This is a genomic window from Rhizobium tibeticum, assembly GCF_900110205.1.
Classification (GTDB): Bacteria; Pseudomonadota; Alphaproteobacteria; order Rhizobiales; family Rhizobiaceae; genus Rhizobium; species Rhizobium tibeticum.
Window position 1 is genome coordinate 47,399 of record NZ_FOCV01000009.1, and the last position, 25,062, is coordinate 72,460.

Here is a 25,062-nt window from a genome sequence, read left to right on the forward strand (position 1 = left end):
GCATCAAAATCAGCGAGTTAGGCAAGACAGGCCGGAGCCACGGGCCGACAATGCCGCAATTCCGCCCGTGATTGCGCCGAGACGTTGACTTCCAAGCCATTCTCGGCTCTCACAATAATGACTGCATCTTCCGACCGGGGTGAAAATGACGAAGCCGATCGTCGCCGTTCCTGCCGATATCCGCACCTTCGACGGCGCCAGCTGGCACGCCGTCCAGCATCAATATGTGCGCGCTGCGTTGAACGCCGCCGGGGTCATGGCCTTCATCATTCCAGCCTTCGAGGAAGGCTACGGCACGGACGCGATTCTGGACCGCGTCGACGGTGTTCTCGTCTCGGGTTCGGCCAGCAACGTCCATCCGTCTTACTACGGCGCAACGGCGACCGACGCCGACGGGCCTTTCGATATCGCGCGTGACGCCACGAGCCTGCCGCTGATCCGCCGCGCCATCGACCGCGCCATTCCGCTGCTGGCAATCTGCCGCGGCATCCAGGAGCTCAACGTCGCACTGGGCGGCACACTCGCGAGCGAGATCCAGGACCAGCCGGGCATATGGGACCACCGCAAGCCGGCGGATGTCGACCGCGACGGTATGTACGCAATCCGCCAGAGCGTCTTCGTCAAAGAGGGCTCCTGCATTGCCGGCATCGTCGGCCCGGGCGAGATCAAGGTGAACTCTTTGCATCGCCAGGCCATCGCCAAGACGGCTCCGCGCCTAAAGGTAGAGGCGGTCGCCGAGGATGGCACGATCGAGGCAGTCTCGGTGATCGATGCTCCAGCCTTTGCAGTTGGCGTCCAATGGCACCCGGAATACTGGGCCGAGACCGACAAGCCTTCGAACCAGATCTTCACGGCCTTCGGCGATGCGGTGAGAGCCTATGCGAGCGGCAAGCTGTCCAAGGCCGAGAATGAGGCGCTTGCCTGAAGGGCAGTCATGAGCGTATGTCGCTTGGCCCCGAACGGGCGACTGCTGTCGGCCGATATTGTTCTCCAATGGGTCAAGGAGCGGCGACCGAGGACGCAGGCGCCAACTGTTGTTGGCTGCGTCGTAGAGATGCAATGGTACCTGCGACTTCGTCTACAGTCATATCACCTTCAACTATCCAAAAGGCCGATCCGCTCCGAACGGCACATTGCGGTTTTGACTGACAAGACTACTGTGCGTGCCGCAGCTTCGCGGCATCGCGAAACGAGATCAGGCGTCGGCTTTGCTCATCCCACAGGACCAGTTTTACACAACGCAGGCTCTCCATCATGGTGATGCGGCCAAGACCGGCCAATGCTGGGTGGTCTCTCAACACTTCCGGAAGCCTGTAATAGGGTACCCTGCTCGACAGGTGGTGAACGTGGTGGATCCCGATGTTGCCAGTGATCCAGCGAAGCGCCAGCGGCAGGTCGTAATGCGATGCACCATGAAGGGCCGCATGTGGAAATTGCCATTCCGGTTCTCTTGACCAATGGGTTTCCTCAAACTGATGTTGCACATAGAAGAGCCAGATGCCCGCGGTTGCCGCCAGTAGGGCGATGGGCAGATGCACCAGCAGGAAGGGCAGGATTCCGATTGTCCACATCAATGTCGCGGAGATAATCGCGATCGCCAGATTTGTCGCCATGGTGGATATCCAGGGCAAGGAACCGGATCGCATCATGCCAAAAGGTAGCCGTTGCTTGAACAGGAACAGCCATGCCGGGCCGATGCCGAACATGACTGCCGGATGCCTGTACAGGCGGTAGTTAAGCCGACCGGGCCAGGAGCGGCCGTTATACTCCGACACCGTCAGCGTTGTTATATCGCCAACGCCGCGACCCTCGAGATTTCCCGCCAAGGCATGATGCTCCGCATGCGCCCGGCGCCAATAGTCATAGGGCGTAAGTGTGAGGACACCGATCACGCGGCCCGTCCAATCGTCGACGCGCCGACGCGCAAAGAAAGAGCCGTGGCCGCAATCGTGCTGGATCATAAACAAGCGAAGCAGAAAAGCGGCTGCGGGAACAATCAGTATCAGCCCGGCCCAGAAGCCGTAGTGAACCGCTGCCAAGGCGCCAGCCCAGCAAAACGCAAATGGAATGGCCGTTACCGCAAGTTCGAAAACGCTGCGTCTGAGATGCGGCTGGCGATATTTGGCGAGGATCTTGAGCCAAGCCTTTTCGTCGGAAAGGGGTGGGCTTAGGTCGCGCTGAAGGGACTCAATCAAAGAACAATTCCGCGAACAGCAATGAATTCCGAGAAGGCGAGGGCTATTGCGACGGCAAAAATCCTGCCCTTGCATTGGGTTTCATTTTCGACGCATCGAATGACGACGCGGTCGCGAAGCGGGGGGTATGTCATGAGGATCTTTCTGCGGCGCAGCGTAATGCGGCCTAGATAGCAGCGATTGCCATCGGTTGATAGAAGCGCCCAGAAATATAATCTGGAGAAAAAATCACAGAAAATAACAATCTCCATCTACGACACGCCGGAAAATGAGATCGGAAAAGATGGAATTCTAGTTGGTGGATGAACCGGAAGATGTATTCCAGCCGCCGCTCAAAGCGCCCATCGCCGGTGCTAGCTGCGCATTGCCCATCGAATACCGGCCGCAACAGCGATGCCGAGAAGCGGCCATATCGCCCAGAATGTTCCATGCCACGACAGAAGGTTGATGGCGACAATGCCCAGTCCGACAACGGCAAGAGCGGCGATGCGTCGGTCGATGCGGTTCTGCCTGCGAACCCAGGTCATCGCCGCTACAAAGGCAAAAGCAAGAATCGGCCAGACCGCCCAGAAAACGCCCTGCCATGATAGAAGGTTGATCACCACCAATGCGGCCGAAGCCACTGCGTAGAGAGCGCCCATCTTTCGCGCTTTCGTGCTCCGCGGGCCTGCGTCTGGCGTGGAGACGGTCCCCGCCGGCACGGCGCTCACGGGCCGCTGCGATGAACTATCCACGCCTTCGCCGATCCTGACGGCGTAGCTCGGCACAGCCTCGGCGACGTTCTTGACCGCGAGCGGTCCCAGGAAATCGAAGCCGACGGCGACCTTGTTGCGGACCTGGTCGTAGACCGTATTGGAAATTACGATGCCGCCGGCGACAGCCGAGGCCTGAAGCCTGGCGGCAATGTTGACGCCATCGCCATAGATGTCATCGCCCTCGGCGATTACATCGCCGAGATTAATGCCGATCCGAAACAGCATCCGCCCGTCCGCAGGCCGGGCTGTATTCATCCCTGCAAGTTCGTTCTGAACATCGACGGCAGCCCGCACCGCCTCGACCACGCTCGGGAATTCGGCAATCAGACCGTCGCCCCAGGTATTGATCACCCGGCCGCCATGCGCGACGATCAGGCCCGACATCGCCTCCCGCGAGCGTTTCAGCATCGCAAGCGTGCCTTCCTCGTCGGCCCCCATCAGCCGCGTGTAGTCCTGCACGTCAGCGGAGAAGATGGTGGTCAGCTTGCGCCGAGTTTCGTTCATGATGTCTCGCTTTTACCCAATCAACGTAAGGCCGTTCGAGAAGCGAAATGAATATGCGCGATTGTGATTGATGTAAATTGACGCGAACAAACGTTGCCGAAAAACCTCCCGCTCACGTCCCTTCATCGGTGTCGCCCACCGGTCGCGACATTCTGCCGCGGCAGGAAGACCGCGGAACAGCTTTGCCGATAGAACGTTTCCATGAGGCATATCGGGCACTACCGGCATTTCGCCGGCACTCCCGAGTGGGAGGAAAATCATGAAAACGCTGCTGGTCTCATTAGGCGTGCTGGCCGCGACCGCGCTTCCGGCATTTGCAGCCGAGCCGGCCAAAATGGTCGATACGAAGATGGGCAAGATCCTGGCAACTGAAAAGGGCATGACCCTTTATACCTTCGACAAGGATGCCAAGGACAAATCGAACTGCGACAAGGCCTGCCTGAAGAAATGGCCAGCCTTCCATGCCGCCGCCAAGGCCAAGGCGGAAGGCGAGTGGACGCTGGTCAAGGCCGCGGACGGCAAGGAAATGTGGGCCTATGAAGGCAAGCCGCTCTACATGTTTGTCGACGACAAGATGGCAGGCGACATGAAAGGCGATGGCGTGGGTGGCGTGTGGCATGTCGCCAAATAGCTGAGCGGCCAATTTGGACGGGCGCGCATCCGCAATCGCGCCCGCTCCGTCGCAGTTACGCCTTGACCGGCGTTTCCGGCACCGGTGTCATCGGCTTGCCATTTTGGAACCACCCGATCAGGTTGTCGACCACCAGGTCCGCCATCGCGTTGCGTGTGGGCACCGAGCCCGATGCAAGGTGCGGCAGAAGCACTGCGTTCGGCAGATCGAGCAGGGAGGCCGGCACATCAGGCTCGTCGTAGAAGACGTCGAGGCCGGCAGCGCCGATTGTTCCAGACTTCAGGGCCGCCGCAAGCGCATCCTCGTCGACCGTCCAGCCGCGTCCGACATTGATGAAGACCCCGTTTGGTCCCAACGCCGACAGGATTTCCGCATTGATCGTCTTGTGCGTTTGCGGCGTTTTCGGAACAATGGAAATCAGCGTATCGACCGCCTCGGCAAGGTCCTTCAGCGACGGGTAGTAGCCATATGGCGCATCGGCATGGCGCGTGCGGGTGTGGTAGCTGATCTTCACCTTGAACGGCTCCAGGCGCTTGGCGATCTCCTGGCCGATGCGGCCAAGACCATAGATGCCGACATGCCGGCCCTTCAGGGAAAAGCGCGACAGCGGATAGTTCTGTCCGGGTTTCCAATTGCCGGCACGCAGCCAGTTCTCGGCACGCGGAAGCTCGCGAATCGTGTTGAGCAGCAGTCCGATCGCCGTATCGGCGACTTCGTCATTCAGCACGTCGGGCGTGTTCGTGACGATGACGCCCTTGGTGGCCGCGTGCTTTGCATTGACGCCGTCATAGCCGACGCCGAAGCTGGAGATGAGCTCGACATTCGGAAGGCTGTCGATCGCGGCGGCGTTGAAGGTGCCCGAGACGGCGACGCCGCGAATTCTCCCTGCAGCCTCCGCATCGAGCGCCACCGGATCGGCTTCGATAACATCGAAGCTCTCCCGCAGGCGCGTCAGGACGCGTTCGTGTACCTTCCCGGGAACGAGAACAGCGATGCGGGACATGGCATTTCCTCTTGGCTTGCTCACGGGCGCGGTCGGTAGGGGCTCGTCGACTGGCGGATACGCATCTCCGGCTTGATCAGATGGAGACCGTCAGGCTCGTGGCTGCCGGCCAGGCGATCGAGAAGCGCGCGGGCGGCAAGGCGTCCGACTTCGGCCTGGCCATTCCAGACAGTCGTCAGCGCCGGCATCGATATCGACGCTTCCTCGAGATCGTCGTAGCCGGTGACGGAGATATCCTTGCCCGGGACGAGACCCGCGCGGGCGATGCCGTTCATCAGGCCGATCGCGACGAGGTCATTCCAGCAGACGGCAGCCGTCGGCTTTTGCGGAAGCGACAGGAAATGCACCGCCGCTTCGAAGCCGCCCTGCATCGAGCGCGGGCCGGGAATGCGCAGGCCCGGATCGACATCGATGCCGGCTTTGCGCAGCGCGTTGACGTAACCCTGGTAGCGATCGCGTCCCGTCGAGGTCTGGTCGGTGCCGCCGATCATGGCGATCGAGCGATGGCCAAGCCCGATCAGGTGGTTGGTGGCAAGCGAAATGCCGTAGCTGTCGTCACCGCGATAGGTCGGAAGGTCCAATCCGTCCAACGAGCGGGCAACCAGGATCGCCGGCATACCATTGTCTTCGGCAAGCTGCATGTCCTCTTGCGGTGTGCCGATCGCCGGCGACATGATGACGCCGTCGCCGCCAAGCTGCAGCAGCGTTTCGATGAAGGTGCGCTGCTTTTCGACCGAATCGTAATGATTCGACAGAATGAAAGTGTGCCGGCTGCGATCGAGCTCGCTTTCGATTGCCTTCAGGATTTCACCGTAGAACGGGTTCATGATGTCGTGCACGACGACACCGATGATGCCGGAGCGAGACGTGCGCAGGCTGGCGGCACGGCGGTTGTAGATATAGCCGAGCGCGCGCGCCTGTTCCTTGATTTTGTCGCGGGTGGCGCCAGCCACCAGCGGGCTGTCGCGTAAGGCAAGAGATACGGTTGCTGTTGAAATGCCGAGCGTTTCGGCGATCGTCGAAAGCTTGATCTTCTGAGCCACGTGTCCTCCCCAGCAACGCGCGGTTTCTACGCGCCCGACAATTAGAAGAGTCGAGCGTTATTAAAATGTTTAATTAAAAGATTAAACGCAGCGAGGCAATTCGTAATTTCACAAATCTGTCAGATTTCCTCAGGCTCATCGAGAGGAATGGCAGCGGACTGCAAGTTGCCGTCGATTGCCTTCAACAGACGGACAAGGTTGCGAATTTCCTTCTCGGAAAACTCCTGGGTTGCCATCCGGTCGCAGGCCGAAGAGGCCATCTCGATTGCCTTGACGCTGCCGCGGCCGAGTTCGGTCAGATAGACTTTCGTCAGGCGCGCATCTTCGGCGTCCGCCTTGCGCTCGAGGAAGCCTTGCGCTTCCATGCGCCCGATCGTGCGCGTCATGGTCGGCGCCTTGACCCCGAGCTTCTGCGCCAGTCCGCCGGCGGTCATGCCGTCACTTTCCGCAAGCAAAACGATCACGCCGTCTTGGCCGGCATAGAGGCCGCTTTCGAGGAGGTTGCGCGACAAGACGGTGCGCATCGACCGGGCCGCCTGCGTCAAAGCCGGCGAAAGATCGACGACCGTATATTCGGTCTGGTCCTTCTTTTTGGATTTCTGCCTCTTTCCATCCTTGTGCTTCTTCCCCATCGCCATCCCTTTGACTTTGCTGCGTTGCGCATCTCTCGCCCTGCAAGCGAGCCGGAACATTCATATCATCGCCCCTAAATCGATTTCGGTTTAAGGGCTTATGCGCTAAGCATTGAGAATGCTGCGTTATGACATTGCGCATCATTTCGTCATAAACAAGAGGTCTTAGCCGGATGACGGAGCCTTCTCGCGACTTCGAGGATAACGATCCGAACCTGACGCCCAAAGACCGCCGCGAGTGGATCGCTGTTCTGCCACTTGGCGCGCATGAGCAGCACGGCCCTCACCTGCCCTTCGAGACTGACACGCTGATCGCCAAGGGTATCGTTGCCCGGCTTAAGGCCACCCTTCCCGCTGCCCTGCCGGTGACTTTCCTGCCAACGGAGGAGATCGGCTACTCGATCGAGCACATGGACGCGAGCGGTACGCAAACGCTGACATACGGCGACGCCGTCGAGCACTGGCTGGGCATTGCCCGAAAGCTCTCCGACCTGGGCATTCGCAAGCTGGTGATGCTGAACGCGCATGGCGGCAACTCGCCGCTGATGACGATCGTTGCAACGGAGGCCCGCGTCCGTTTCAACATGCTTGCCGTCGCGACCAGCTGGACACGCTTCGGTGTTCCGCCTGACACCATTTCGCCCGAGGCGAAGGCGATCGACATCCACGGCGGGGACATCGAGACCTCCGTCATGCTGGCGCTTCACCCTGATAGGGTCGATATGAGCAAGGCCGCTGACTTCCCTTCCCGCCAGTCTGATTTTGCTGCCCGCTTCAAACATCTGCGCGCCTACGGCCCGCACGCCTTCGGATGGAAGATGCCCGACCTGAGCCCGTTAGGCGTCGCGGGCAACGCAGCACTCGCAACGGCGCAGAAAGGCGAGGCACTGATCGCACATTCCGTAAAAGGCCTGGTGGAACTGCTCGAGGACGTTGACGCGTTCGATGCAACACAGCTTGGCTGAAACCATCGCCCTTGCGATGTGATCTTATAACATACAAAACCCTTTGAACTGCCGCTCGCAACTCCTTATATGAGACCGACGAATTCTTAGCCCCGCCCCCGGGCGCCATCTCTCGAGGTTCTCATGACCGACGCGATCTCCACCCAGCAGAAGCCAATCCCCGTTACCGTTCTGACCGGCTACCTCGGCGCCGGCAAGACGACCTTGCTCAACCGTATCCTGTCGGAGAACCACGGCAAGAAATATGCGGTCATCGTCAACGAATTCGGCGAGATCGGCATCGACAACGACCTCATCGTCGAATCCGACGAAGAGATCTATGAAATGAACAATGGCTGCGTCTGCTGCACGGTGCGCGGCGATCTGATCCGCGTCGTCGAAGGCCTGATGCGCCGCCCCGGCCGCTTCGACGGCATCATCGTCGAAACGACGGGCCTTGCGGATCCGGTGCCGGTCGCCCAGACCTTCTTCATGGATGACGACGTGCGCGCCAAGACGGAACTCGACGCCGTCGTCGCCCTCGTCGACGCCAAGCACCTGCCCCTGCGCCTGAAGGATAGCCGCGAGGCGGAAGACCAGATCGCCTTTGCCGACGTCGTCCTGATCAACAAGACCGACCTAGTGACGCCCGAAGAGCTGGCGCAGATCGAAGACATCGTGCAAGCGATCAACCCATCGGCTCGCGTCTACAAGACCAGCCGTTCCGGCGTCGATCTCGCCCGCGTTCTCGATCAGGGTGCCTTCAATCTGGAGCGCGCGTTGGAGAACGATCCGCACTTCCTCGATCATGACCACGACGACCACGTCTGTGGTCCGGATTGCGATCACGACCACCATCACCACGCGCATGATCACGACCACGATCATGACCATCACCACGACCATGACCATGACCATGACCACCATCATCATGGCGCCATGTCGCCAATCCACGACGTGACGGTGCAGTCGGTCTCGCTGCGCGGCGGCGAAATGAACCCCGAGCGCTTCTTCCCCTGGATCCAGAAGGTGACGCAGACGCAGGGGCCGAACATCCTGCGCCTCAAGGGCATCATCGCCTTCAAGGACGATCCCGAACGCTATGTCGTGCAGGGCGTCCACATGATCGTCGAAGGCGATCACCAGCGTCCGTGGAGGGACGGTGAGAAGCATGAGACCCGTCTCGTCTTCATCGGCCGCGAACTCGACAGCGAAAAGCTCGAAGCCTCCTTTAAGGCGTGCGAGGCGGCAGCCTGATGCCGACAGTTGCCCCGTTTGATCTCGACGGCCATATCCTGGCCGTCGAATTTTTAGGTGACACCCCTTTCTTCGCCAATGCCGCCGGCACCTTCCACCGCCTCGATGGTGGAGAGAAGGTCACGGAGGCCCATCAGGGCATGCTGAGCTGCATCAGAGATCCCTACAGCGAGAGCCTGATATCCGGCGGCGAGGACGGCAAGGTGCTGCGCATGGCGGCTGACGCCGGCGTGACCGAGCTTGCCAGCGCACCGCGCAAGTGGATTTCGCAGCTTGCCGCCGGTCCTCAGGGTGCCGTCGCCTATTCCTACGGCAAGAGTGCGTTCGTCCGTCTCGCAGACGGCACGACCAAGGAATTTACCGAAGAGCGCACAGTCGAAGGCCTCGCCTTTGCCCCGAAGGGCATGCGCATTGCCGCTGCGCGCTATAATGGCGTGTCGCTACATTGGGTCGGCACAGCCGCCAAACCGGTCGATCTCGAATGGAAGGGCGCCCACACCGGCGTGACTTTCTCGCCGGATGGCAACTTCCTCGTCACCATGATGCAGGAGAACGCGCTGCACGGCTGGAAGCTCGACAGCAAGGCCGGCGCCGAGACCCGGCACATGCGCATGACCGGCTATCCTGCAAAGGTGAAATCACTCTCCTGGTCGGCGAAGGGCAAGTGGCTTGCCTCCTCGGGCGCGCCGGCCGCGATCGTCTGGCCGTTCCATGGCAAGGACGGCCCGATGGGCAAGGCGCCGCTCGAACTCGGTACCCGCGCCAACATCATGGCGACGTCAGTGAGGTTCCACCCCGTCGAAGACATTCTCGCCATCGGCTTCATCGACGGCATGATCCTCGCCGTCCGCGTTGCCGACAGCAAGGAAGCGCTGCTGCGCCGTCCCGGCAAAGGCGCGATCACCTCAATGAGCTGGAGCAAGAACGGCAAGCTGCTGGCCTTCGCGTCCGAAGCCGGCGATTGCGGCGTGGTCGATATCGCGGCTTAGGCAGCAAGAGCGCGCCGTCCAGAGAACAGCTTCTCGCGCCGGTGAATGGCGAGGCCTTCCCGCAGGATTGCAAGATCACAGAGGCAGCACACGGTTGAACATCGAGGATGCGGGCCGATACCGCGGCGGGATCTCCCGTGGACATCAGAACGGGCAGGCTGATGCAGGCGATGGCAAGCACACAGTAGCGCTTGCCGACCGGCCGCTCGGCGAAGACACGAACGGCAAAGAACGTCAGGAGGTAGCCTGCGATCGTCAAGACGTTGCCGGCGTCGAGGGAGATCGCGCAGGGAGACGCGGAAGGAGCCGATACCGATGAGGAGATTACTGACACCCCACCAGGCCGGCCAGCGTCCAGAGCGGCCGCTCCGATGCGCCGCGAGATGCACGCTGCCCAGGACCAGACATCTCATGGCCGAAACGACGTAGATCGTTCTCAGGTCCAGCATCATTTCCGGGCACTCTCCAACCTATGGCTGGCGCACTTAGAACCGCGCTATTGAATTTCAATTTTACAGGTCGCTTGCTTTTTTTGATGTGCCGAAATCGCTCATCAGGTTGCGCGACTGGCTGCAATAATCTCGGCCAGAAGCCGATGCAGCGCATCGCGATAGCCGGTGCGCGCGGATGGGCCGCTCTCGTCCGATGTCATCACGACCGTCATGCCAAATGAGGGCACGATGTAGAGCATCTGGCCGCCGTAACCCCAGGCGAAGTGGACCTCTTCGCCGCCGATTTGCCGCGAGAACCAGCCGTAGCCATAGTCGTCGCCGGAGAAGCGGGAATTGGTGCGGTGCTGCCACGACTGCGCGATCCAGTCCGCCGGCACCACCTGCGCGCCGCCAGCGGTCTTGCCGCCGTTGCGGTAGAGTTCGCCGAAAGCCAGCAGCGAGCGCGCCGTCATCGCCATCTGGTTGCCGCCGAGATAGATGCCCTGCGGGTCGCGCTCCCAGGCGCCGATTCGGAAACCGTCGACAGGCCCGAGCCATTCGCGAGCCAGAGCCAACGTCGATTTCCCGCCAACCTTTGTCAGGATCGCCGAGAGAAGGTGAGTGGAAGCGGTCGAGTAAAGCATCTGACCGCCGGGCTCGTCGGCGAAGGGCTGAGCAAGCGCGAAACGCACCCAGTTGCGGGAGGAGATCCAGCGGCCGTAGTTGGGACCAGACAGCCGACCAAGTCCTGCCTGCATAGAGAGCAGGTCGCCGATAGTAACCTCGTTGAGCCGCGGATCGGGATGGGCGGGCAGATCGTTTCTCAGGATGGGAGCGATCTTCTGCTCCGGCCCTTCGAGCAATTTCCTTTCGATGGCAATACCGACGAGGCTCGAGATGATCGATTCGGACGCGGACTTGATGTTGACGGATTCGGTCGCTGTGTGGCCGCGATAGCCTTGCTCCGCCACAGTCCGCCCATCCCTGGCGACGATCACCGTCTTAAGCGGCTTTAGATCCTCGCGTGAAGACAAGCTCTCCAGGAGAGCTGTCGTCCGCCCGTTTTCCTGCTGGGCGGTGGCAGCGAATGGGGACAGCACAAGAACGACGAAGAAAACGAGGCGCGTGATCATCCCGCTGAGCTAGCGTCGGCGCACCGCAAAGTCATCGCCCGCCCCGCGCGGCTCACGCGGACGTGAAAGTTTATGATCGCCATGCCGTCACCGATGAACGCAGCTACGTTTCATGGAGGTTCGTTTCTGCGCCTTGGTGAACTTGGCGATCATTCCGCTCGGACACCTCTTGTCGTCAAAGAGTACTGATTAGCCGGGCGCTAGCGACTCCACGGTTGGCTTGGATGTGACGGTCTGGATCTCGGCGCTTGCCGGTGCAACACTGGAAATCGCGAAAAGCAATGAAATGCACACCAGGATCAAAGTTGAACGTGTCATTTGCGCGCCTTCATATATCGCATTGCTAATTTACAATCTTACAGAATGAAGGTCGACGCAACGAATCCGAAAGGCGTAAGCCGGCATCGCGCAGGCGCCCCAACGCGCCGCGCGAAGCTTGCTTCGCAACTGTTTGGCTGACGGGAATGGGCAGGCGATAGGATATTGGAGTGGGATGTCAGGCTGCATCGCCTGCCCGATCGCACCGGCTTTCCGGGTTTTCACGATCGGCAGGAGCGTCTCCCGAAGCCCGGTTCCCCGATGGATCATCAACTCTGACGGCATCCGACCCAGCCTTGGCAACCATCAGCGAGCGCCGAAATATGAACGGAAGGCGGACCGGTTCATGAACCCGGCTCCCTGCCCGTTGACCGGGCAATCGAATAACAACCTGTGGCAGGAGTGGAAAACGTCTGCCTAAACTTTCATCTATATGATTGAAATTATTGCATATTCATGGGAACAAACCGGGAATTCTGGCTCCCAAGGGCGAAACTCAGGTGTTGCTAAAATATCATTAATTTTTGCTCTCACGGTTTTTTGTTCATCTGGCGTTCAGAAAACTCTTTGGAAAGCCACGTTTTGAGCCCACATTGAACTCCTGAGAATAGGAGTGCATGAATGATTCTAAGGGCCACTGCCGCAGCGACTATATTCGCGGTTTATGCTTTCACGATGTTCTTCATCGCCGCTATACCTGAAAATGTCGTTCAGACTGCCGGAACTCAATTCATCGACGCAAGCGTCGTCAAATGATTGAAGCCTAAGGGGGCAAGCAGTCGTAAAAGTTTAGGCTACGCGTTCGCCGGGTCTTCCGGCGCTCCTAAACTTGATTTCCGGAAAAACGGGACAACAAAAAAGCCCCTCCCCTTTCGGGGAGAGGCCATGCCGATTACGCCGCCCTGCGGACCGGCGCGGTGGCCAGCATGCGTCCCGAGGGGACGATCATGCCGGCCGCGCCATCAAGCCAGCCCTCGATCAACGCCAGCGCCAGAAAGCGGGAGCGTTCGAAAGGCCCTGGCATGACGAGATGTTGAGCCTTCTCGGCAAAGAAGCCGAAACGCTCATAGTAGGGGGCATCGCCGACAAGAAGGATCGCCCCGTGCCCGCGGTTCTTGGCTTCCAGAACGGCAGCCCGCATCAATGCCGAGCCGACGCCCTTGCCTTCGAAGCTGGAAACGACCGCCAGCGGTCCGAGCAGCAGCGCATCGATCGGCGTGCCCTCAGCATTGACGCCGGCCTCGACGTTCCACAGACGCACGGTGCCGATCACATGGCCATCGCGATCGCGCGCAACCAGCGCCAGACCGTCTGCCGGAACGCGGCCGCGGCGGATCTTCTCCGAGGACTTCTTGCGGCGGTTCGGACCCATGGCGCGATCGAGCAAATTCTCGCGAGCCACGACATCGCCGGGATTTTCGGCGTCGATGGTGAAGACAGACGGCGCAAAGTATGCGCGGACAGATTCAAGAACAGCGGCCATCGTGGCCTCCCGTACCCAAAACCGTTATGAGCGGCGATTGATATGAATTGTGAGGGTGCCGCTCCGGCTGGCTACGGGGCAGGCAAAGTCGATTCTCGGCCCATGAGGCTTTCCTCAGATCAGAAGATCTGAGGGGTCATGTGCTAGATAACGTAGGCCTTCAGCGGCTCGAAGCCATTGAACGCGACCGCCGAATAGGTGGTCGTGTAGGCGCCGGTGCCTTCGATCAGGATCTCGTCGCCGATCGATAGGGAGATCGGCAGCGGATAGAGATTCTTTTCGTACAGCACGTCGGCCGAGTCGCAGGTCGGGCCGGCAATCACGCAAGGGTCCATTTCGTCGCCGTCACGTTCGGTGCGGATCGGGTAACGAATGGCTTCGTCCATCGTTTCGGCGAGCCCGCCGAACTTGCCGATGTCGAGGAACACCCAGCGGGCAGCGTCGTTGTCCGACTTCTTCGAGATCAGCACGACCTCCGTCTTGATGACACCGGCATTGCCGACCATGCCGCGGCCCGGCTCGATGATCGTCTTCGGAAGCTGGTTGCCGAAGTGATTGCGCAGGCTCTGGTAGATTGCACGACCGTAAGCTTCCGCCGATGGAACATCGCGCAGATACTTGGTCGGGAAGCCGCCGCCCATGTTGACCATCTGCAGGTGGATGCCTTGCTTGGCCAGCTGGACGAAGACGCGCTTGGCATCGGCCAGAGCCGAATCCCAGGCATCGACCTTGGTCATCTGCGAACCAACATGGAACGACACGCCGTAGGACTCGAGACCGAGCTGATGAGCGTAGACGAGAACGTCGACAGCCATCTGCGGCACGCAGCCGAACTTGCGCGACAGCGGCCACTCCGCGCCTTCGCCATCCGTCAGAACGCGGCAGAACACGCGGGAGCCGGGAGCAGCACGCGAGATCTTCTCGACTTCCTCGTGGCTGTCGACCGCAAAGAGGCTGACGCCGAGCGCATGCGCACGGGCAACGTCGCGTTCCTTCTTGATCGTGTTGCCGTAGGAAATACGGGCAGCCGTCGCACCGGCGTTGAGCGCCATTTCGATTTCAGCGACAGACGCGCAATCGAAGTTGGAACCCATGTTGGCGAGCAGCTTCAGGACTTCAGGAGCCGGGTTCGCCTTGACGGCATAGTAGATCGCGCTGTCCGGCATCGCATGACGGAAAGCAGAGAAGTTGTCGCGCACGACGTCGAGGTCGACCACGAGGCAGGGACCATCGGGACGTCGGGTTGCGAGAAAGTCGCGGATGCGCTGAGTGGTCATATCAATCCCTCTTCCAATTCCAGAGCTCCGGGAAAACCCGGAGGACAAAGGGCAACCAATCACTCGCATAGGAACCAGCCGGTGGAGACCCCGGAACCTTAGCAAGCGCTTGGATCGCGCGAATGATGAATCAACGCCGCTTAAGCGACATGGATCCGGCTTTGTCTGCCATGGATTGGAGGGAGAATCCCAACCGCACTTCCGGCAATGAAGGTGTGCCTCTTCAGTAACCCCCGCTGATGGAAAGCAGGGAGAGAACAAAAAGGCCCGCACCGTCGTTGCTTCAGGCGTCCTCGCATTTTCCGGTTGGCCGGAATAGCGACTGGAGGGGTTAATTCCAGGTACCTTACCGATTTCCTCACCAATTCGAGGGTTCGGCGGACACCCATGGGCACGTGCGACTTTGGGCTGAAGACGAGATAGGAATATTCGCCGTCATAATCAAGCGGTTTTTTCGCATCTCCCGGCAGAAAATATTTGAACAATACACCGCAATTTGTTCAACGTGGTGAAACGGCAGGCAAGCGATTGATTTGACTCCCGGTTCGACGCGCTCGGAGACAACAGCCATGGACACCCTCACCCGCATCCGCGCCTTCATCGATGTCGTTGAAGCAGAAGGCTTTTCGGCCGCGGCGCGGCGCACCGGCCGTTCCAAGGCGCTGCTGTCCAAATATGTGCGTGAATTGGAGGACGAACTCGGCGCCTTGCTGTTGAACCGCACGACCCGCCAGTTCTCTATGACCGAAGCCGGGCACACCTACTATCGTACCGCTTCCGACATCCTCAAAGAAATCGACAACCTTGCCGATCTCGTGCGCGAGAACAACGCGCAGCTGAAGGGCCGGCTGAAAGTCTCGGTGCCGCGCACCTTCGTCGATGCCGATGTCGGGCAGTCGTTGATCGATTTCGCCAAGGAAAACCCCGATCTCGCCCTCGATATCGCGGCCGACGACAGGTTCGTCGATCTCATCGAGGAAGGCTTCGACGTCGCGATCCGCGTGACCAAGCTCGAGGACTCCGGCATGATCGCCCGCAAGATTTCGGATTTCCGCGTCCATCTTTGCGCAACGCCCGACTTCGTCGAACGCCATCCCGAGCTCGCCCACCCGTCTGACCTCGCCAACGTCCCCTTCATCATCGACACCAACGCGCGCAGCCAGGGCAGCATCCGTTTCTACAATCCGGACAATAGTTCCTTCGCGGTTGCCGTCACCGGACCCATGGAAGTCAACAGCCCCCATGCGACGCTGCGCGCCGCCCTTGCCGGCATCGGCGTTGCGTTGATCCCCGATTTCATCGCCCGCAAGCCGATCGAAGACGGCGAGCTGGTGACGCTCTTCAACGACTACATTCCGACCGATCGCGGCATCTATGCCGTCTACCCGCACCGCCGTTATCTGCCGGCCAAGGTGCGAATCTTCGTCGACTATCTTCACAATTGGTTCAGGAAGCACCCCTGACCACCTTGTCGACGCAGCCGGTCCCAATTCCGTCCCATTTACTGGCAAGGACTCAGATGAACAATGGGATCCCGCAGTAAGAGCACGCATGAAGAAATCGACATTCCTGATGGCGTCGCTGCTGTCGCTCCTGCCAGCCGCCGCCCTTGCGCACCCGCACGTGTTCGTCGAGGCACGGTTGGAGGTCGTCGCCGACGATGACGGCAATGTTGCCGAACTGCGCAACGTCTGGCGTTTCGACGAGGTCTTCTCTTCATCCGTCGTGTTGGATTTCGACAAGAACACCGACCTGAAGCTCGATCCGAACGAGCTGGCCGAGGTCGGTAAGACGGTGCGGGATTCGCTGGTCGACTATGACTACTACATGAACCTCACGATGAACGGTAAGAACATCAAGGTCGAGAAGCCCGATCTGATCCATGTGGACTACAAGCAGGGCCAGCTCCTGATGTTCTTCGCGGTCAAGCCGGCGGAAAAAATGCCGCTCAAGGGCCGCCTGACTTTCGGCGTCTACGACCCGACGCTCTACACGTCGATCGACTTTCCGAGCGATAACGAGCTGGTCCTGGTCGGAGACAGCTTCAAAAGCTGCAAACACCAGGTCGTCCGCCCCGATGCGGACCAGGTGATCGCCGAGAACAAGCAGTCCTTGACCGACGCCTTCTTCAGCGACCCGACGGGGACGAACATGTCGAAGCTTTTTGCGACGCGGCTGGATGTGACATGCTGAGGCACCGGCTTCGACCGCTTGCCCTGGGTGTAGCGCTCGCGCTCATCGCGGGCATAGCGGTCGCGCATGCGCAATCGCCGCTCGGCATCGGCACGTCGGAGCCAAGCTTCCAGCCGACCGGCGGTCCGCTCGCGCCCATTCTCCTTTACGTCAATGCGCAACAGCAAGCCTTCTACCGCGCGCTGACCGGCGCGCTCAAAGCCATGCGGGATGACACCTGGCATCTCTGGACACTGATTGGCCTCTCCTTCGCCTATGGCGTCTTCCATGCCGCCGGTCCCGGACACGGCAAGGCTGTCATTTCCTCCTACATGATCGCGAACGAAATCGAGTTGAAACGCGGCGTGTCGATCTCCTTCGTGTCCGCCTTCTTACAAGGGCTCGTGGCGATCACGCTCGTCGGCGGGGCATGGTTGGTGTTGCGCGGCACCGGCATTACCCTGACCGCAGCGACACAGGCGATGGAGATCGCGAGCTTCATCATGGTCGTCCTCTTCGGTTGCTGGCTGCTGTTTCGCAAGCTGCGCGCGATCGTCGCCGGCATGCCGCGCCGCGAAGTCATGGCAACGTCCTCCGGACCCGTCAGCATGATGTTGGACTGGAGGGACAACGAGGCACAGAAGCAGGGGGCAAGCTACGCCTTGGGCGAGGCGCAAGCGCTCAAAACCGGGCACAAGTTCATTGCGGGCATGGCCTGCGAGACCTGCGGGCAATCGCACATGCCCGACCCGTCCCTGCTCGGCGCGGAGAACTTTAATATCCGGGAAGCCTGGTCGGCCATCATCGCGGTCGGCCTGCGTCCCTGCTCCGGCGCGCTGCTGGTCATGACCTTCTCGCTGCTGAACGGCCTCTATCTCGGCGGCGTGCTGTCGGTGATCGCCATGTCGTTTGGCACCGCCATAACAGTCGCGATCCTGGCGACGCTTGCCGTCACCGCCAAAAGCACCGCGATGCGGTTTGCCGGCCGCGGCTCTGCCGCTTCGATCTGGATCGGGAATGCGATCGAAATTCTCGGCGCGCTGCTCGTGATTGCCATGGGCGCGCTGCTGCTCGGCGCCTCGCTGCAGGGTTAGGGAAGCGTTACTTGCCGCGGCCGCGCTGGTATCGCGCCCTTAGCCAGAAGACGACAAAGAAAGCAAAAACCAGGCAGGCGCCGACGGCAGCCGCCAGATAAGGCGAGTAGCTGCCGAGTTTGAGAACGATGGTCGGCATGAAATAGAGCACGAGGCCTGCCGCCACGAGGATGACGGCCGCGGCAATCGCCTGCGACCGGCTTTCCGATTTCGGATCCGTCATACCGCCTGCTCCTTGCTGATCCCGGCGCGGATATCCTCCAGTCGGCGCTTCTGTTTGCCGTCCGAATCGAAATTGTCAGGCGACAGCCAGGCCTCGAACGCGGCGTTCAAGACGGGCCACTCGGAATCGATCATCGAAAACCACGCGGTATCGCGGTTGCGGCCCTTGGAGATCATATGCTGTCGGAACACGCCTTCGAAGGTGAAGCCGTAGCGGGCCGCGGTCGTTTTGCTTGCCTCGTTCAGATTGTCGCATTTCCACTCGTAGCGCCGGTAGCCGAGCGCCTCGAAGATATGCTTGGCCATGAGGTAATGGACTTCCGTGGAGAGCGGCGAGCGCTTCATGTCGGGACCGTGCGCAACGCCGCCGACCTCGATTACGCCATTGGCCGGATCTGCCCGCATGTAGTTCGCCATGCCGACGATCTTGCCGGAGCTGTTGTCACGGAAGATGTGCGTCAGCCAGCCCGATTTTGCGACCGAATGAAGCCAGTTGGCGAAATCCTCCATGCCGGTGAAGTCGGGCTGGGCGAAATAGCGCAGAAGCGGGTTGATAGGCATGCCACCCAGTCCATCCCACAAGGCCTGCAGATGCTGCTCGCGGACATAGGGTTCAACGGTGACGAAACGGCCCTTGAGGGTTACCGGCCGTGGTGCCGGGCAACCCTTGAAATTCGATAGATCGCGCATGCGCTCCTCCAGATAAGGAGCCATGGCTTAGGCCAGCCGCCCGGGAAAGGCAACTGGCCGGAGGATGCCCTTTACAAACTGACCTTGGCGGAGGAAACCGTCGCCTCGATGTGATCGACCAGCGCATCGGGAAGGCCGAGGCGGCCGGCCAGCAGATCGAGGTAGCCGCGCTCGGCGCGCGAATCCGGCTCGATGGTCAGGCGCGAGGCGGTGTAGAGTTCCACCCGCTGCTCCTCGGTGACTGCGGCTGCGACCAGCGCATCGATATCCGTCGGCTGCGACAGCTCCCGTTCGATGAAGGCGGCTGCCTCGCCGCTCACATCGGCGGCCCTGACCTTGTCGAGAATGAGCGCGCGTTCGCCATCATCGACGTGGCCATCTGCCTTCGCCGCCGCGATCATGGCGCGGACTAGAACGAGCACGAATTCGTTGCTCTGAGCGGGCGAAGCGGCGCCGAACCCGGACTCGGCGGGCGGTGGCAGCACGGCCGTCTTCGGCGGCGGCGCGTCGGACGGCGTCGCCGGCGCCTGCCCCGCCTGGTAATTCCTGTAGGCCTGATAGCCGAGGCCGGCGATTGCGGCGAGACCGCCGATGGTCAGTGCATTGCCGGCAATGCTGCGGCCGGTCTTGGTTCCCAGAAGCGCGGTTGCGAGCGCGCCGGCTTTCCACGGATTGTCCTTGGCCATCTGGACCGCGTCACCCGCCCGGTCCCGGACAGAACCGCCGACACCCGGCACCTGCGAACCCAAGAACTGCTCAAGAAGCTTCTTCGCGTCGAACATTCCTCATCATCTCCCTGTCTAGAGGCCAGATGGGAGATAGGTATTGGCGACGGAAATACAAATCCAGGCGGGAAATCCACCTGCATCGAATGATGGGTCTGCCCCGAAATCAACCCTTCAACGCTGCCGCTTCCGACGCGAGCTTGGTGATGCCGGCCCAATCGCCAGCGGCGATCAGTTCCTTCGGCGCAACCCAGGAGCCGCCAACGCAGATGACGTTCGGCAGCGACAGGTAGTCCATCGCATTCTTCAGCGAGATGCCGCCGGTCGGGCAGAAAACGGTGCCGGCGAACGGCGAGGACAGCGCCTTGAGATAGGCAGCGCCGCCGGCCTGCTCCGCCGGGAAGAACTTCAGCACCTGATAGCCTTCTTCGCGCAGCGCCATGACTTCGCTTGCGGTCGCAGCGCCCGGCAGCAGGGGAACGGACGAACTGCGCGCGGCATCGAGCAGTTCCTGCGTCGCGCCCGGGCTGACGATGAACCTCGAGCCGGCAGCGATCGCGGCGTCCCAATGAGCGGCATTGAGGATGGTTCCGGCACCGACCTCGGCGCCTTCGACCTCGTCGGCAACGGCGCGGACAGCATCGAGTGCGGCCGACGTGCGCATGGTAATCTCGATTGCCTTCAGACCACCTGCGACAAGAGCGCGTGCCAGCAAGACGGCAGACTTGACGTCATCGACGATCAGGACCGGGACAACTGGCTGGAGTGTCAGGATGGAAAGGAGCTTTTCTGTCTTCTCGCCCATGGCCGCGTGATCCTTTTGAACCGATTGAATTCGGGACCCGAAATAACCCCAAGGGTAAGCTTTGTCGAGCCGAAACCGATCTTTGGAATAGAATGGGTACCCATGGCGATAAAATTAGGCTAGCGTAATTAAATCGTCACACAAGGTTCACCGGAAATGGCGAAAGAAATCGAGCGGAAGTTTCTGGTGCACAGCGATGCCTGGCGCTCTGGAGCCGAGACGAAATCCGTTTTAAAACAAGGCTATATCGCCTCGATGGATGATCGCTCCGTGCGCGTGCGGGTGCTCGACAGTATGAAGGCACGGCTGACGGTCAAGATCGGCCGCAGCACGATGACCCGCGAGGAATTCGAATACGATATCCCCGTCGCCGACGCCGAACAACTGCTCGATGACGCGATCGGCATTATCATCGAGAAGACACGTTATCGCGTCCCCCACGGCGGTTTCGTCTGGGAGGTCGACGTGTTTGCCGGACAGCATCGTGGCTTGGTGATCGCCGAAGTGGAAATGCGCTCGGAGAGCGACAACCCGGCGCTGCCTTCATGGATCGGCCGCGAGGTGACAGGCGATTTCCGCTATTCAAACCAGGCGCTTGCCACTGAATACGAGCGCGACCGGCATGCCCTTTCGCATACGGCCTGACCCCAGTTTCACCGCGAGTTCAGGAAGGCCGCTGGCGGCCAGCTCTCTCATGCGATCCACACGCTTAAAGAGAGGCCTGACGGCAAGCACGAGGCGATCCACGCCTTTCGCAAGAACCTGAAGCGCCTGCGCTCCCTTTACCGCCTCGTGGCCAGCGAAGTGCCGGAGTTTTGCGAGCGCGAGAACGCTCGGCTTCGTGATGTGGCAAAGTCCCCGTCGGCGATCCGAGACGCGACAGCGCTGATCGAGACCGTCGCCTACCTCAAGGAAAAAGCCCGCGACGCCAGAGAGGCAAAAGCACTGGCCGCATTGTCGCGGCACTGGAAAGCCGGCGCGACCACATGGCCGATGCCGAGGCGGATATCGACAGGAAGCTCACCGAAGCGCCGGGGGTGCTGAGGGACGCCATTGCAGCGGTGGAAGAGGTCCACTTCAACGGCGGCCCGCGTCGGAATGCGCGGCTTGTCGCCGAGGGCTGGCGCAGGACAATGTTGAAGGCGAGGAAAGCCATCGAGCATTGCCAGGCCGAAGCCTCGGCGGAAACCTTTCACACATTGCGCAAACGGGCACAGGACTCCCGGGCATACCAACGGCTGCTTCGACCGCTCTAGCCAACGGCGATGAAGGCGAAATACGAGGTGACGAGCAGCCTGATCGATCTGCTCGGCCATATCCACGACCTCGACGTGCTCTGCGCACTGGTGGAGGCCGAGCCGCAACATTTTTCAAATGCCGACGACCTCGCACATCTGCTAGATGCGATCATCTTCCGCCAGCAGGAGGACCGACATGCGGCGTTGGAACGGGCAGAGGACGTCTTCGCCGATGATCCGCAAGAGGAAGCGGATCGGATCGAGTTGCTGTGGCGGGCTCAGGTGAGGTAAAACGCCCCAATTGCGCAGAAGACCCGAAAGCTGTATTTGCAGCCGCATGACAGACACGCTCACACAACCGACGTCTGCGACGAGCCCCTTCCTCGTTGCGGCTCTCTACCATTTCGTTTCGGTGCCGCGCTTCGACAGCCTGCGCGAGCCGCTGCAGGCGCTTTGCGAAGAAAATGGCGTGAAGGGTACGCTGCTTCTGGCGCATGAGGGGATCAACGGTACGGTCGCCGGCCCGGATGCGGGCATTCAGATGGTGCTTGCCTATCTGCGTGCCCAGCCGGAATTTGCCGCGCTCGAGCACAAGGAAAGCCGCGCATCGAAGATGCCCTTCGTTCGCATGAAGGTGAAGCTCAAGAAAGAGATCGTCACCATGGGCGTCGACAACATCGACCCCAACAAGGTGGTCGGCACCTATGTGGCACCGCAGGACTGGAATGCTCTGATCTCCGATCCGGACACGATCGTCATCGATACGCGCAACGACTACGAGACGGCGATCGGTATCTTCCGTGGCGCTGTTGACCCGAAGACGAAGACCTTCCGCGAATTTCCGGACTGGGTGCGCGACAATACCGGCCTGCACAACAAGCCCAAAATCGCCATGTATTGCACCGGCGGCATCCGCTGCGAGAAGGCAACCGCCTTCATGAAAGAGCAAGGTTTCGACGAGGTCTACCATCTCAAGGGCGGCATTCTGAAATATCTCGAGGAAATCCCGCGCGAAGAAAGCCTCTGGGACGGCGCCTGCTTCGTCTTCGACGAACGAGTGTCGGTCGAGCACGGCCTGAAGGAAGGCGAACATAAGCTCTGCCACGCCTGCCGCAATCCGATCATGGCCGAGGAGATCACCTCACCTTACTATGAGGAAGGCGTCTCCTGTAGCAACTGCTACCACACGCGCAGCGAAGACGACCGCCTGCGCTACCGCCAGCGGCAACACCAGATTGCGCTCGCCAAGAAGCGCGGGCAGAAGCACATCGGAAGCTAAAGCGCGACGTCGGCCGACCTGTTTTCAGGCGGCATTGGTACGGCGGGTGGTGACCTTCGCCGCGCGCGCCTGCATCAGCCGCTCGGTGATCTGATCGGCCGGCATCGGCCGGCCAAAGAAGTAGCCCTGTAGCGTATCACAGCCGAAGAGCCGCACCGCAATGGCCTGTTCCTCAGTCTCGATGCCCTCGGCAGTGACCGGAATGTCGAGCGAGCGGGCAAGCGCCACTGTCGCCTGCAGCATCTCGCGCTGACGATCGCTTTCGAGGATATCCATGACCAACGAGCGGTCGATCTTGATGCGATCGAAGCCGAACTGGCGCAAATAGCCGATGGAGGAGAAGCCCGAGCCGAAATCATCGAGCGCCACTTTGACGCCCAGCGCCTTCAGCCGCTCGATCGCCTGCCGGGTTCGCTGTGGGTTCTGGATCATATAGCCTTCGGTGACTTCAAGCGTCACACGTTTTGCCTCGATCTCCGTCTGCTTCAGCACGTAACGGACATAGTCGGCAAAGGCCGGGTTGCGGAACTGCCCGGGAGAAACATTCACCGAGATACGCAGTTCCGGCCATTGCTTGGCGGTTTCGCAGGCCTTGCGCAGAACGAAAAGCCCCAGCGCCTCGATAAGCCCGCTGGTTTCCGCGATAGGGATAAATACTTCGGGCGAGACCGGACCGTGTCCCGGGCGGTTCCATCGCACCAATGCTTCGACACCGGTCATTTCATGGGTCGCTGCATCGATCAGCGGCTGATAGGCAATCTGCAGGTCGCCGCCTTCGATCGCCATCCGCAAATCGAGTTCCAGCGCATTGCGCTCTCCGCGGTCTGCGTCCATCGCCGGATCGTAAAGCGTCATGCGTGCACGGCCAGCTTCCTTGGCCTTGTACATGGCAAGATCGGCCCGACGCACCAGCTCTTCGCGGTCGATCATGCCGCCTTCCGACATGGCAATACCGATGCTCGCGCCAATGACGACGACGCGTCGGCCAATCTCCAGCGGCTCTGCCAGGAAGTCCAGTATCTGCTCGGATAGCTGCAGGGCAACGGCGTGCTCGCTTTCGGAAACAAAGGCGATGGCGAATTCATCGCCGCCGATACGTGCGAGAACGGCGCCCTCCGGAATGAGCACGTTGAGACCGGCGGCGACAGCGCGGATCAGCTGGTCGCCGGTGCCATGGCCATAAGCGTCATTGACTTCCTTGAAACCGTCGAGATCGAGATAAAGGATGAGCACGTTGCGGCGTGTTTGCGCCGCTTCGGCAACGAATATGTCGATGGCGGATCCAAGCCCATCGCGGTTCAGCAGGCCGCTCAGCCGATCGCGGTTTGCTTCCTCCCGGGCATTGATTTCTTCTGCCTTGAGGCGCCGTAGCGCCAGCCAGCCAATGATGAGCAGAACGACGAAGAACAGGCCAACAAGTCCAAGCGCCTTGACGACCATCGGACGAACTTCGCCATAGCCGATATCGCCGGGCGCCCGCGACACCCAGACGAGCTTGCCGAGAATGACCGCTTGCGCGTCAGCGATCGCCACCGAATAGGGAGCTTGGAAATCCGGAGCGACCAGCTTCAATCCGTCGATGACATAGGTCGCACCAAGCTCGGCAACTTTGTCGGTGCTGAGATGTCGCGCGAAGATGAGATAGCGATGCTTTCCTGCCTTGACGTCGAGCGCACCGGATTTCTCGCGTACCAGCGCCACACCGACGACTGCTATACCGGCCTTCGTGTTAACGAAGCCCGTCGCCTCGGGATTATCCTGCGGCCCCGCCGCATTCACTTTGTCGAAGAGCGTCCAGAGCGACGGGGAGAAGAAATCATCCAGCGCGCCGTCCATCGGTTTGCCTTGCCGATAAACCATGATCGGCTTCTTCTCGTCATCGATCACGATCGCCATGTCGAAGAGAGAACTGTTGACCGACATCTCGCCGTAGTTGCTGATCGTCCAGGCCATGCCATCGGCCGCATAGACGTTCGCTGCGGCATCATCCCAGGCTGCGTAATCGTTGAGCGTCGCGCTCAATTGCATTTCGAAGGTCTTGAGGGCGCCGGACATGGTTTCCCGCGAGCGCTCGTCGTCCAGCACATTCGATCGGTCTGCAACGCGTTCGAGCGCGCTCAGCACCATGACGGTGACGATCGCGACGACAATTGCAAAGGAAAAAAGCACGCCAGCGACGGTCGCATGACGACCGAAGCCCGAGACTTTTTTGCTACCCCCGAAAATTGCCTGCATTCGCTGC

23 protein-coding genes and 2 pseudogenes are annotated in these 25,062 nt (G+C 60.6%); 11 read left to right on the plus strand and 14 right to left on the minus strand.

The genetic code is table 11. The annotated features are described in order from the left end of the window. Positions 1 to 145 precede the first annotated feature (145 nt). Positions 146 to 925 carry a gamma-glutamyl-gamma-aminobutyrate hydrolase family protein gene (locus tag BSG20_RS11885; protein ID WP_072375320.1) on the plus strand — a complete coding sequence of 260 codons (780 nt, stop codon included), beginning with the start codon at positions 146 to 148 and terminating at the stop codon, positions 923 to 925. A 229-nt stretch (positions 926 to 1,154) separates the two neighbouring features. Here the strand turns inward: BSG20_RS11885 and BSG20_RS11890 are convergent, their stop codons facing one another. Together BSG20_RS11890 and BSG20_RS11900 are read right to left on the minus strand one after the other, a co-directional pair. After that, positions 1,155 to 2,195, minus strand: coding sequence for a fatty acid desaturase (locus BSG20_RS11890; RefSeq protein ID WP_177309835.1), 1,041 nt, complete (start codon positions 2,193 to 2,195; stop codon positions 1,155 to 1,157). A gap of 353 nt (positions 2,196 to 2,548) precedes the next feature. Continuing rightward, a complete protein-coding gene (locus tag BSG20_RS11900) occupies positions 2,549 to 3,454 on the minus strand; it encodes an adenylate/guanylate cyclase domain-containing protein (RefSeq protein WP_072375326.1) in 906 nt (301 codons plus the stop codon). A 259-nt stretch (positions 3,455 to 3,713) separates the two neighbouring features. Here BSG20_RS11900 and BSG20_RS11910 point away from each other — a divergent pair, with 259 nt between their 5' ends. Continuing rightward, on the plus strand, positions 3,714 to 4,085 hold the full coding sequence (locus tag BSG20_RS11910; protein WP_072375332.1) for a COG4315 family predicted lipoprotein: 372 nt from the start codon (positions 3,714 to 3,716) through the stop codon (positions 4,083 to 4,085). Positions 4,086 to 4,140: 55 nt separating this feature from the next. On the opposite strand, the gene BSG20_RS11915 is transcribed toward BSG20_RS11910, so the two are convergent. From BSG20_RS11915 to BSG20_RS11925, 3 genes are all read right to left on the minus strand, one after another. Beyond that, positions 4,141 to 5,088, minus strand: coding sequence for a 2-hydroxyacid dehydrogenase (locus BSG20_RS11915; RefSeq protein ID WP_072375335.1), 948 nt, complete (start codon positions 5,086 to 5,088; stop codon positions 4,141 to 4,143). Positions 5,089 to 5,108: 20 nt separating this feature from the next. Then, positions 5,109 to 6,131 carry a LacI family DNA-binding transcriptional regulator gene (locus tag BSG20_RS11920; RefSeq protein ID WP_072375338.1) on the minus strand — a complete coding sequence of 341 codons (1,023 nt, stop codon included), beginning with the start codon at positions 6,129 to 6,131 and terminating at the stop codon, positions 5,109 to 5,111. A 119-nt stretch (positions 6,132 to 6,250) separates the two neighbouring features. After that, entirely contained in the window at positions 6,251 to 6,823 is a 573-nt protein-coding gene (locus tag BSG20_RS11925) for a MarR family winged helix-turn-helix transcriptional regulator (protein ID WP_072375341.1), read from the minus strand. A gap of 113 nt (positions 6,824 to 6,936) precedes the next feature. On the opposite strand from BSG20_RS11925, the gene BSG20_RS11930 reads away from it, so the two are divergent. The 3 genes from BSG20_RS11930 (at position 6,937) to BSG20_RS11940 (ending at position 9,953) form a co-directional block, all read left to right on the plus strand. After that, positions 6,937 to 7,728: a creatininase family protein gene (locus BSG20_RS11930; RefSeq protein WP_072375344.1), complete on the plus strand. Its 792-nt coding sequence runs from the start codon at positions 6,937 to 6,939 to the stop codon at positions 7,726 to 7,728. A 123-nt stretch (positions 7,729 to 7,851) separates the two neighbouring features. Beyond that, the gene (locus BSG20_RS11935; protein ID WP_072375347.1) at positions 7,852 to 8,964 is read left to right on the plus strand and encodes a CobW family GTP-binding protein; all 1,113 of its coding nucleotides are present in this window, start codon (positions 7,852 to 7,854) and stop codon (positions 8,962 to 8,964) included. Continuing rightward, positions 8,964 to 9,953 carry a WD40 repeat domain-containing protein gene (locus tag BSG20_RS11940; RefSeq protein ID WP_072375655.1) on the plus strand — a complete coding sequence of 330 codons (990 nt, stop codon included), beginning with the start codon at positions 8,964 to 8,966 and terminating at the stop codon, positions 9,951 to 9,953. Before BSG20_RS11935 ends, BSG20_RS11940 begins: the two co-directional genes overlap by 1 nt. 553 nt (positions 9,954 to 10,506) lie before the next feature. On the opposite strand, the gene BSG20_RS11950 is transcribed toward BSG20_RS11940, so the two are convergent. The 4 genes and pseudogenes from BSG20_RS11950 to odc2 form a co-directional block, all read right to left on the minus strand. Then, complete coding sequence (locus tag BSG20_RS11950) at positions 10,507 to 11,517, minus strand: serine hydrolase domain-containing protein (RefSeq protein WP_072375352.1); 1,011 nt, start codon at positions 11,515 to 11,517, stop codon at positions 10,507 to 10,509. An 87-nt stretch (positions 11,518 to 11,604) separates the two neighbouring features. After that, positions 11,605 to 11,694 (minus strand): annotated as a pseudogene (locus tag BSG20_RS38620) (DUF6719 family protein); the annotation flags it as partial. Positions 11,695 to 12,727: 1,033 nt separating this feature from the next. Next, positions 12,728 to 13,318: a GNAT family N-acetyltransferase gene (locus BSG20_RS11960; RefSeq protein WP_072375355.1), complete on the minus strand. Its 591-nt coding sequence runs from the start codon at positions 13,316 to 13,318 to the stop codon at positions 12,728 to 12,730. Positions 13,319 to 13,461: 143 nt separating this feature from the next. Beyond that, positions 13,462 to 14,595, minus strand: coding sequence for an ornithine/lysine decarboxylase (gene odc2 / locus BSG20_RS11965; RefSeq protein WP_072375358.1), 1,134 nt, complete (start codon positions 14,593 to 14,595; stop codon positions 13,462 to 13,464). A gap of 569 nt (positions 14,596 to 15,164) precedes the next feature. Here odc2 and BSG20_RS11970 point away from each other — a divergent pair. The 3 genes from BSG20_RS11970 to BSG20_RS11980 all read left to right on the plus strand — a co-directional run bounded on the left by BSG20_RS11970 (position 15,165) and on the right by BSG20_RS11980 (position 17,861). Further along, the gene (locus BSG20_RS11970) at positions 15,165 to 16,058 is read left to right on the plus strand and encodes a LysR family transcriptional regulator (RefSeq protein WP_072375361.1); all 894 of its coding nucleotides are present in this window, start codon (positions 15,165 to 15,167) and stop codon (positions 16,056 to 16,058) included. 88 nt (positions 16,059 to 16,146) lie between these two features. After that, positions 16,147 to 16,788, plus strand: coding sequence for a DUF1007 family protein (locus BSG20_RS11975; RefSeq protein ID WP_072375364.1), 642 nt, complete (start codon positions 16,147 to 16,149; stop codon positions 16,786 to 16,788). After that, positions 16,782 to 17,861 (plus strand): nickel/cobalt transporter, encoded by a 1,080-nt coding sequence (locus BSG20_RS11980; RefSeq protein ID WP_072375366.1) that lies wholly within the window; start codon positions 16,782 to 16,784, stop codon positions 17,859 to 17,861. Before BSG20_RS11975 ends, BSG20_RS11980 begins: the two co-directional genes overlap by 7 nt. Before the next feature lie 7 nt (positions 17,862 to 17,868). Here BSG20_RS11980 and BSG20_RS11985 read toward each other — a convergent pair whose 3' ends face one another. The 4 genes from BSG20_RS11985 to BSG20_RS12000 all read right to left on the minus strand — a co-directional run bounded on the left by BSG20_RS11985 (position 17,869) and on the right by BSG20_RS12000 (position 20,303). After that, complete coding sequence (locus tag BSG20_RS11985) at positions 17,869 to 18,084, minus strand: hypothetical protein (protein ID WP_072375369.1); 216 nt, start codon at positions 18,082 to 18,084, stop codon at positions 17,869 to 17,871. Further along, positions 18,081 to 18,773 carry a GNAT family N-acetyltransferase gene (locus tag BSG20_RS11990; RefSeq protein ID WP_072375372.1) on the minus strand — a complete coding sequence of 231 codons (693 nt, stop codon included), beginning with the start codon at positions 18,771 to 18,773 and terminating at the stop codon, positions 18,081 to 18,083. Before BSG20_RS11990 ends, BSG20_RS11985 begins: the two co-directional genes overlap by 4 nt. Before the next feature lie 71 nt (positions 18,774 to 18,844). Then, positions 18,845 to 19,555, minus strand: a complete 711-nt coding sequence (locus tag BSG20_RS11995; RefSeq protein WP_072375375.1) for a tellurite resistance TerB family protein — start codon at positions 19,553 to 19,555, stop codon at positions 18,845 to 18,847. Between the two features lie 109 nt (positions 19,556 to 19,664). After that, positions 19,665 to 20,303 (minus strand): 2-dehydro-3-deoxy-phosphogluconate aldolase, encoded by a 639-nt coding sequence (locus BSG20_RS12000; protein WP_072375377.1) that lies wholly within the window; start codon positions 20,301 to 20,303, stop codon positions 19,665 to 19,667. A gap of 156 nt (positions 20,304 to 20,459) precedes the next feature. On the opposite strand from BSG20_RS12000, the gene BSG20_RS12005 reads away from it, so the two are divergent. From BSG20_RS12005 to trhO, 3 genes and pseudogenes are all read left to right on the plus strand, one after another. After that, on the plus strand, positions 20,460 to 20,948 hold the full coding sequence (locus tag BSG20_RS12005) for a CYTH domain-containing protein (RefSeq protein WP_072375380.1): 489 nt from the start codon (positions 20,460 to 20,462) through the stop codon (positions 20,946 to 20,948). Next, positions 20,926 to 21,832, plus strand: a pseudogene (locus BSG20_RS12010) (CHAD domain-containing protein). Before BSG20_RS12005 ends, BSG20_RS12010 begins: the two are co-directional and overlap by 23 nt. Before the next feature lie 46 nt (positions 21,833 to 21,878). Then, positions 21,879 to 22,820 carry an oxygen-dependent tRNA uridine(34) hydroxylase TrhO gene (trhO, locus tag BSG20_RS12015; protein WP_072375383.1) on the plus strand — a complete coding sequence of 314 codons (942 nt, stop codon included), beginning with the start codon at positions 21,879 to 21,881 and terminating at the stop codon, positions 22,818 to 22,820. 24 nt (positions 22,821 to 22,844) lie between these two features. Here trhO and BSG20_RS12020 read toward each other — a convergent pair whose 3' ends face one another. Next, entirely contained in the window at positions 22,845 to 25,055 is a 2,211-nt protein-coding gene (locus BSG20_RS12020) for a putative bifunctional diguanylate cyclase/phosphodiesterase (RefSeq protein ID WP_072375386.1), read from the minus strand. Positions 25,056 to 25,062: the final 7 nt, after the last annotated feature.

What these genes read in the sequence shown, in the direction of transcription:
- BSG20_RS11885 (WP_072375320.1), top strand. Translation starts at nt 146, where the DNA reads ATGACGAAGCCGATCGTCGCCGTTCCTGCCGATATCCGCACCTTCGAC.
- BSG20_RS11900 (WP_072375326.1), bottom strand. Translation starts at nt 3,454, where the DNA reads ATGAACGAAACTCGGCGCAAGCTGACCACCATCTTCTCCGCTGACGTG.
- BSG20_RS11910 (WP_072375332.1), top strand. Translation starts at nt 3,714, where the DNA reads ATGAAAACGCTGCTGGTCTCATTAGGCGTGCTGGCCGCGACCGCGCTT.
- BSG20_RS11915 (WP_072375335.1), bottom strand. Translation starts at nt 5,088, where the DNA reads ATGTCCCGCATCGCTGTTCTCGTTCCCGGGAAGGTACACGAACGCGTC.
- BSG20_RS11925 (WP_072375341.1), bottom strand. Translation starts at nt 6,823, where the DNA reads ATGTTCCGGCTCGCTTGCAGGGCGAGAGATGCGCAACGCAGCAAAGTC.
- BSG20_RS11930 (WP_072375344.1), top strand. Translation starts at nt 6,937, where the DNA reads ATGACGGAGCCTTCTCGCGACTTCGAGGATAACGATCCGAACCTGACG.
- BSG20_RS11935 (WP_072375347.1), top strand. Translation starts at nt 7,852, where the DNA reads ATGACCGACGCGATCTCCACCCAGCAGAAGCCAATCCCCGTTACCGTT.
- BSG20_RS11940 (WP_072375655.1), top strand. Translation starts at nt 8,964, where the DNA reads ATGCCGACAGTTGCCCCGTTTGATCTCGACGGCCATATCCTGGCCGTC.
- BSG20_RS11950 (WP_072375352.1), bottom strand. Translation starts at nt 11,517, where the DNA reads ATGATCACGCGCCTCGTTTTCTTCGTCGTTCTTGTGCTGTCCCCATTC.
- BSG20_RS11960 (WP_072375355.1), bottom strand. Translation starts at nt 13,318, where the DNA reads ATGGCCGCTGTTCTTGAATCTGTCCGCGCATACTTTGCGCCGTCTGTC.
- odc2 (WP_072375358.1), bottom strand. Translation starts at nt 14,595, where the DNA reads ATGACCACTCAGCGCATCCGCGACTTTCTCGCAACCCGACGTCCCGAT.
- BSG20_RS11970 (WP_072375361.1), top strand. Translation starts at nt 15,165, where the DNA reads ATGGACACCCTCACCCGCATCCGCGCCTTCATCGATGTCGTTGAAGCA.
- BSG20_RS11975 (WP_072375364.1), top strand. Translation starts at nt 16,147, where the DNA reads ATGAAGAAATCGACATTCCTGATGGCGTCGCTGCTGTCGCTCCTGCCA.
- BSG20_RS11980 (WP_072375366.1), top strand. Translation starts at nt 16,782, where the DNA reads ATGCTGAGGCACCGGCTTCGACCGCTTGCCCTGGGTGTAGCGCTCGCG.
- BSG20_RS11985 (WP_072375369.1), bottom strand. Translation starts at nt 18,084, where the DNA reads ATGACGGATCCGAAATCGGAAAGCCGGTCGCAGGCGATTGCCGCGGCC.
- BSG20_RS11990 (WP_072375372.1), bottom strand. Translation starts at nt 18,773, where the DNA reads ATGCGCGATCTATCGAATTTCAAGGGTTGCCCGGCACCACGGCCGGTA.
- BSG20_RS11995 (WP_072375375.1), bottom strand. Translation starts at nt 19,555, where the DNA reads ATGTTCGACGCGAAGAAGCTTCTTGAGCAGTTCTTGGGTTCGCAGGTG.
- BSG20_RS12000 (WP_072375377.1), bottom strand. Translation starts at nt 20,303, where the DNA reads ATGGGCGAGAAGACAGAAAAGCTCCTTTCCATCCTGACACTCCAGCCA.
- BSG20_RS12005 (WP_072375380.1), top strand. Translation starts at nt 20,460, where the DNA reads ATGGCGAAAGAAATCGAGCGGAAGTTTCTGGTGCACAGCGATGCCTGG.
- trhO (WP_072375383.1), top strand. Translation starts at nt 21,879, where the DNA reads ATGACAGACACGCTCACACAACCGACGTCTGCGACGAGCCCCTTCCTC.
- BSG20_RS12020 (WP_072375386.1), bottom strand. Translation starts at nt 25,055, where the DNA reads ATGCAGGCAATTTTCGGGGGTAGCAAAAAAGTCTCGGGCTTCGGTCGT.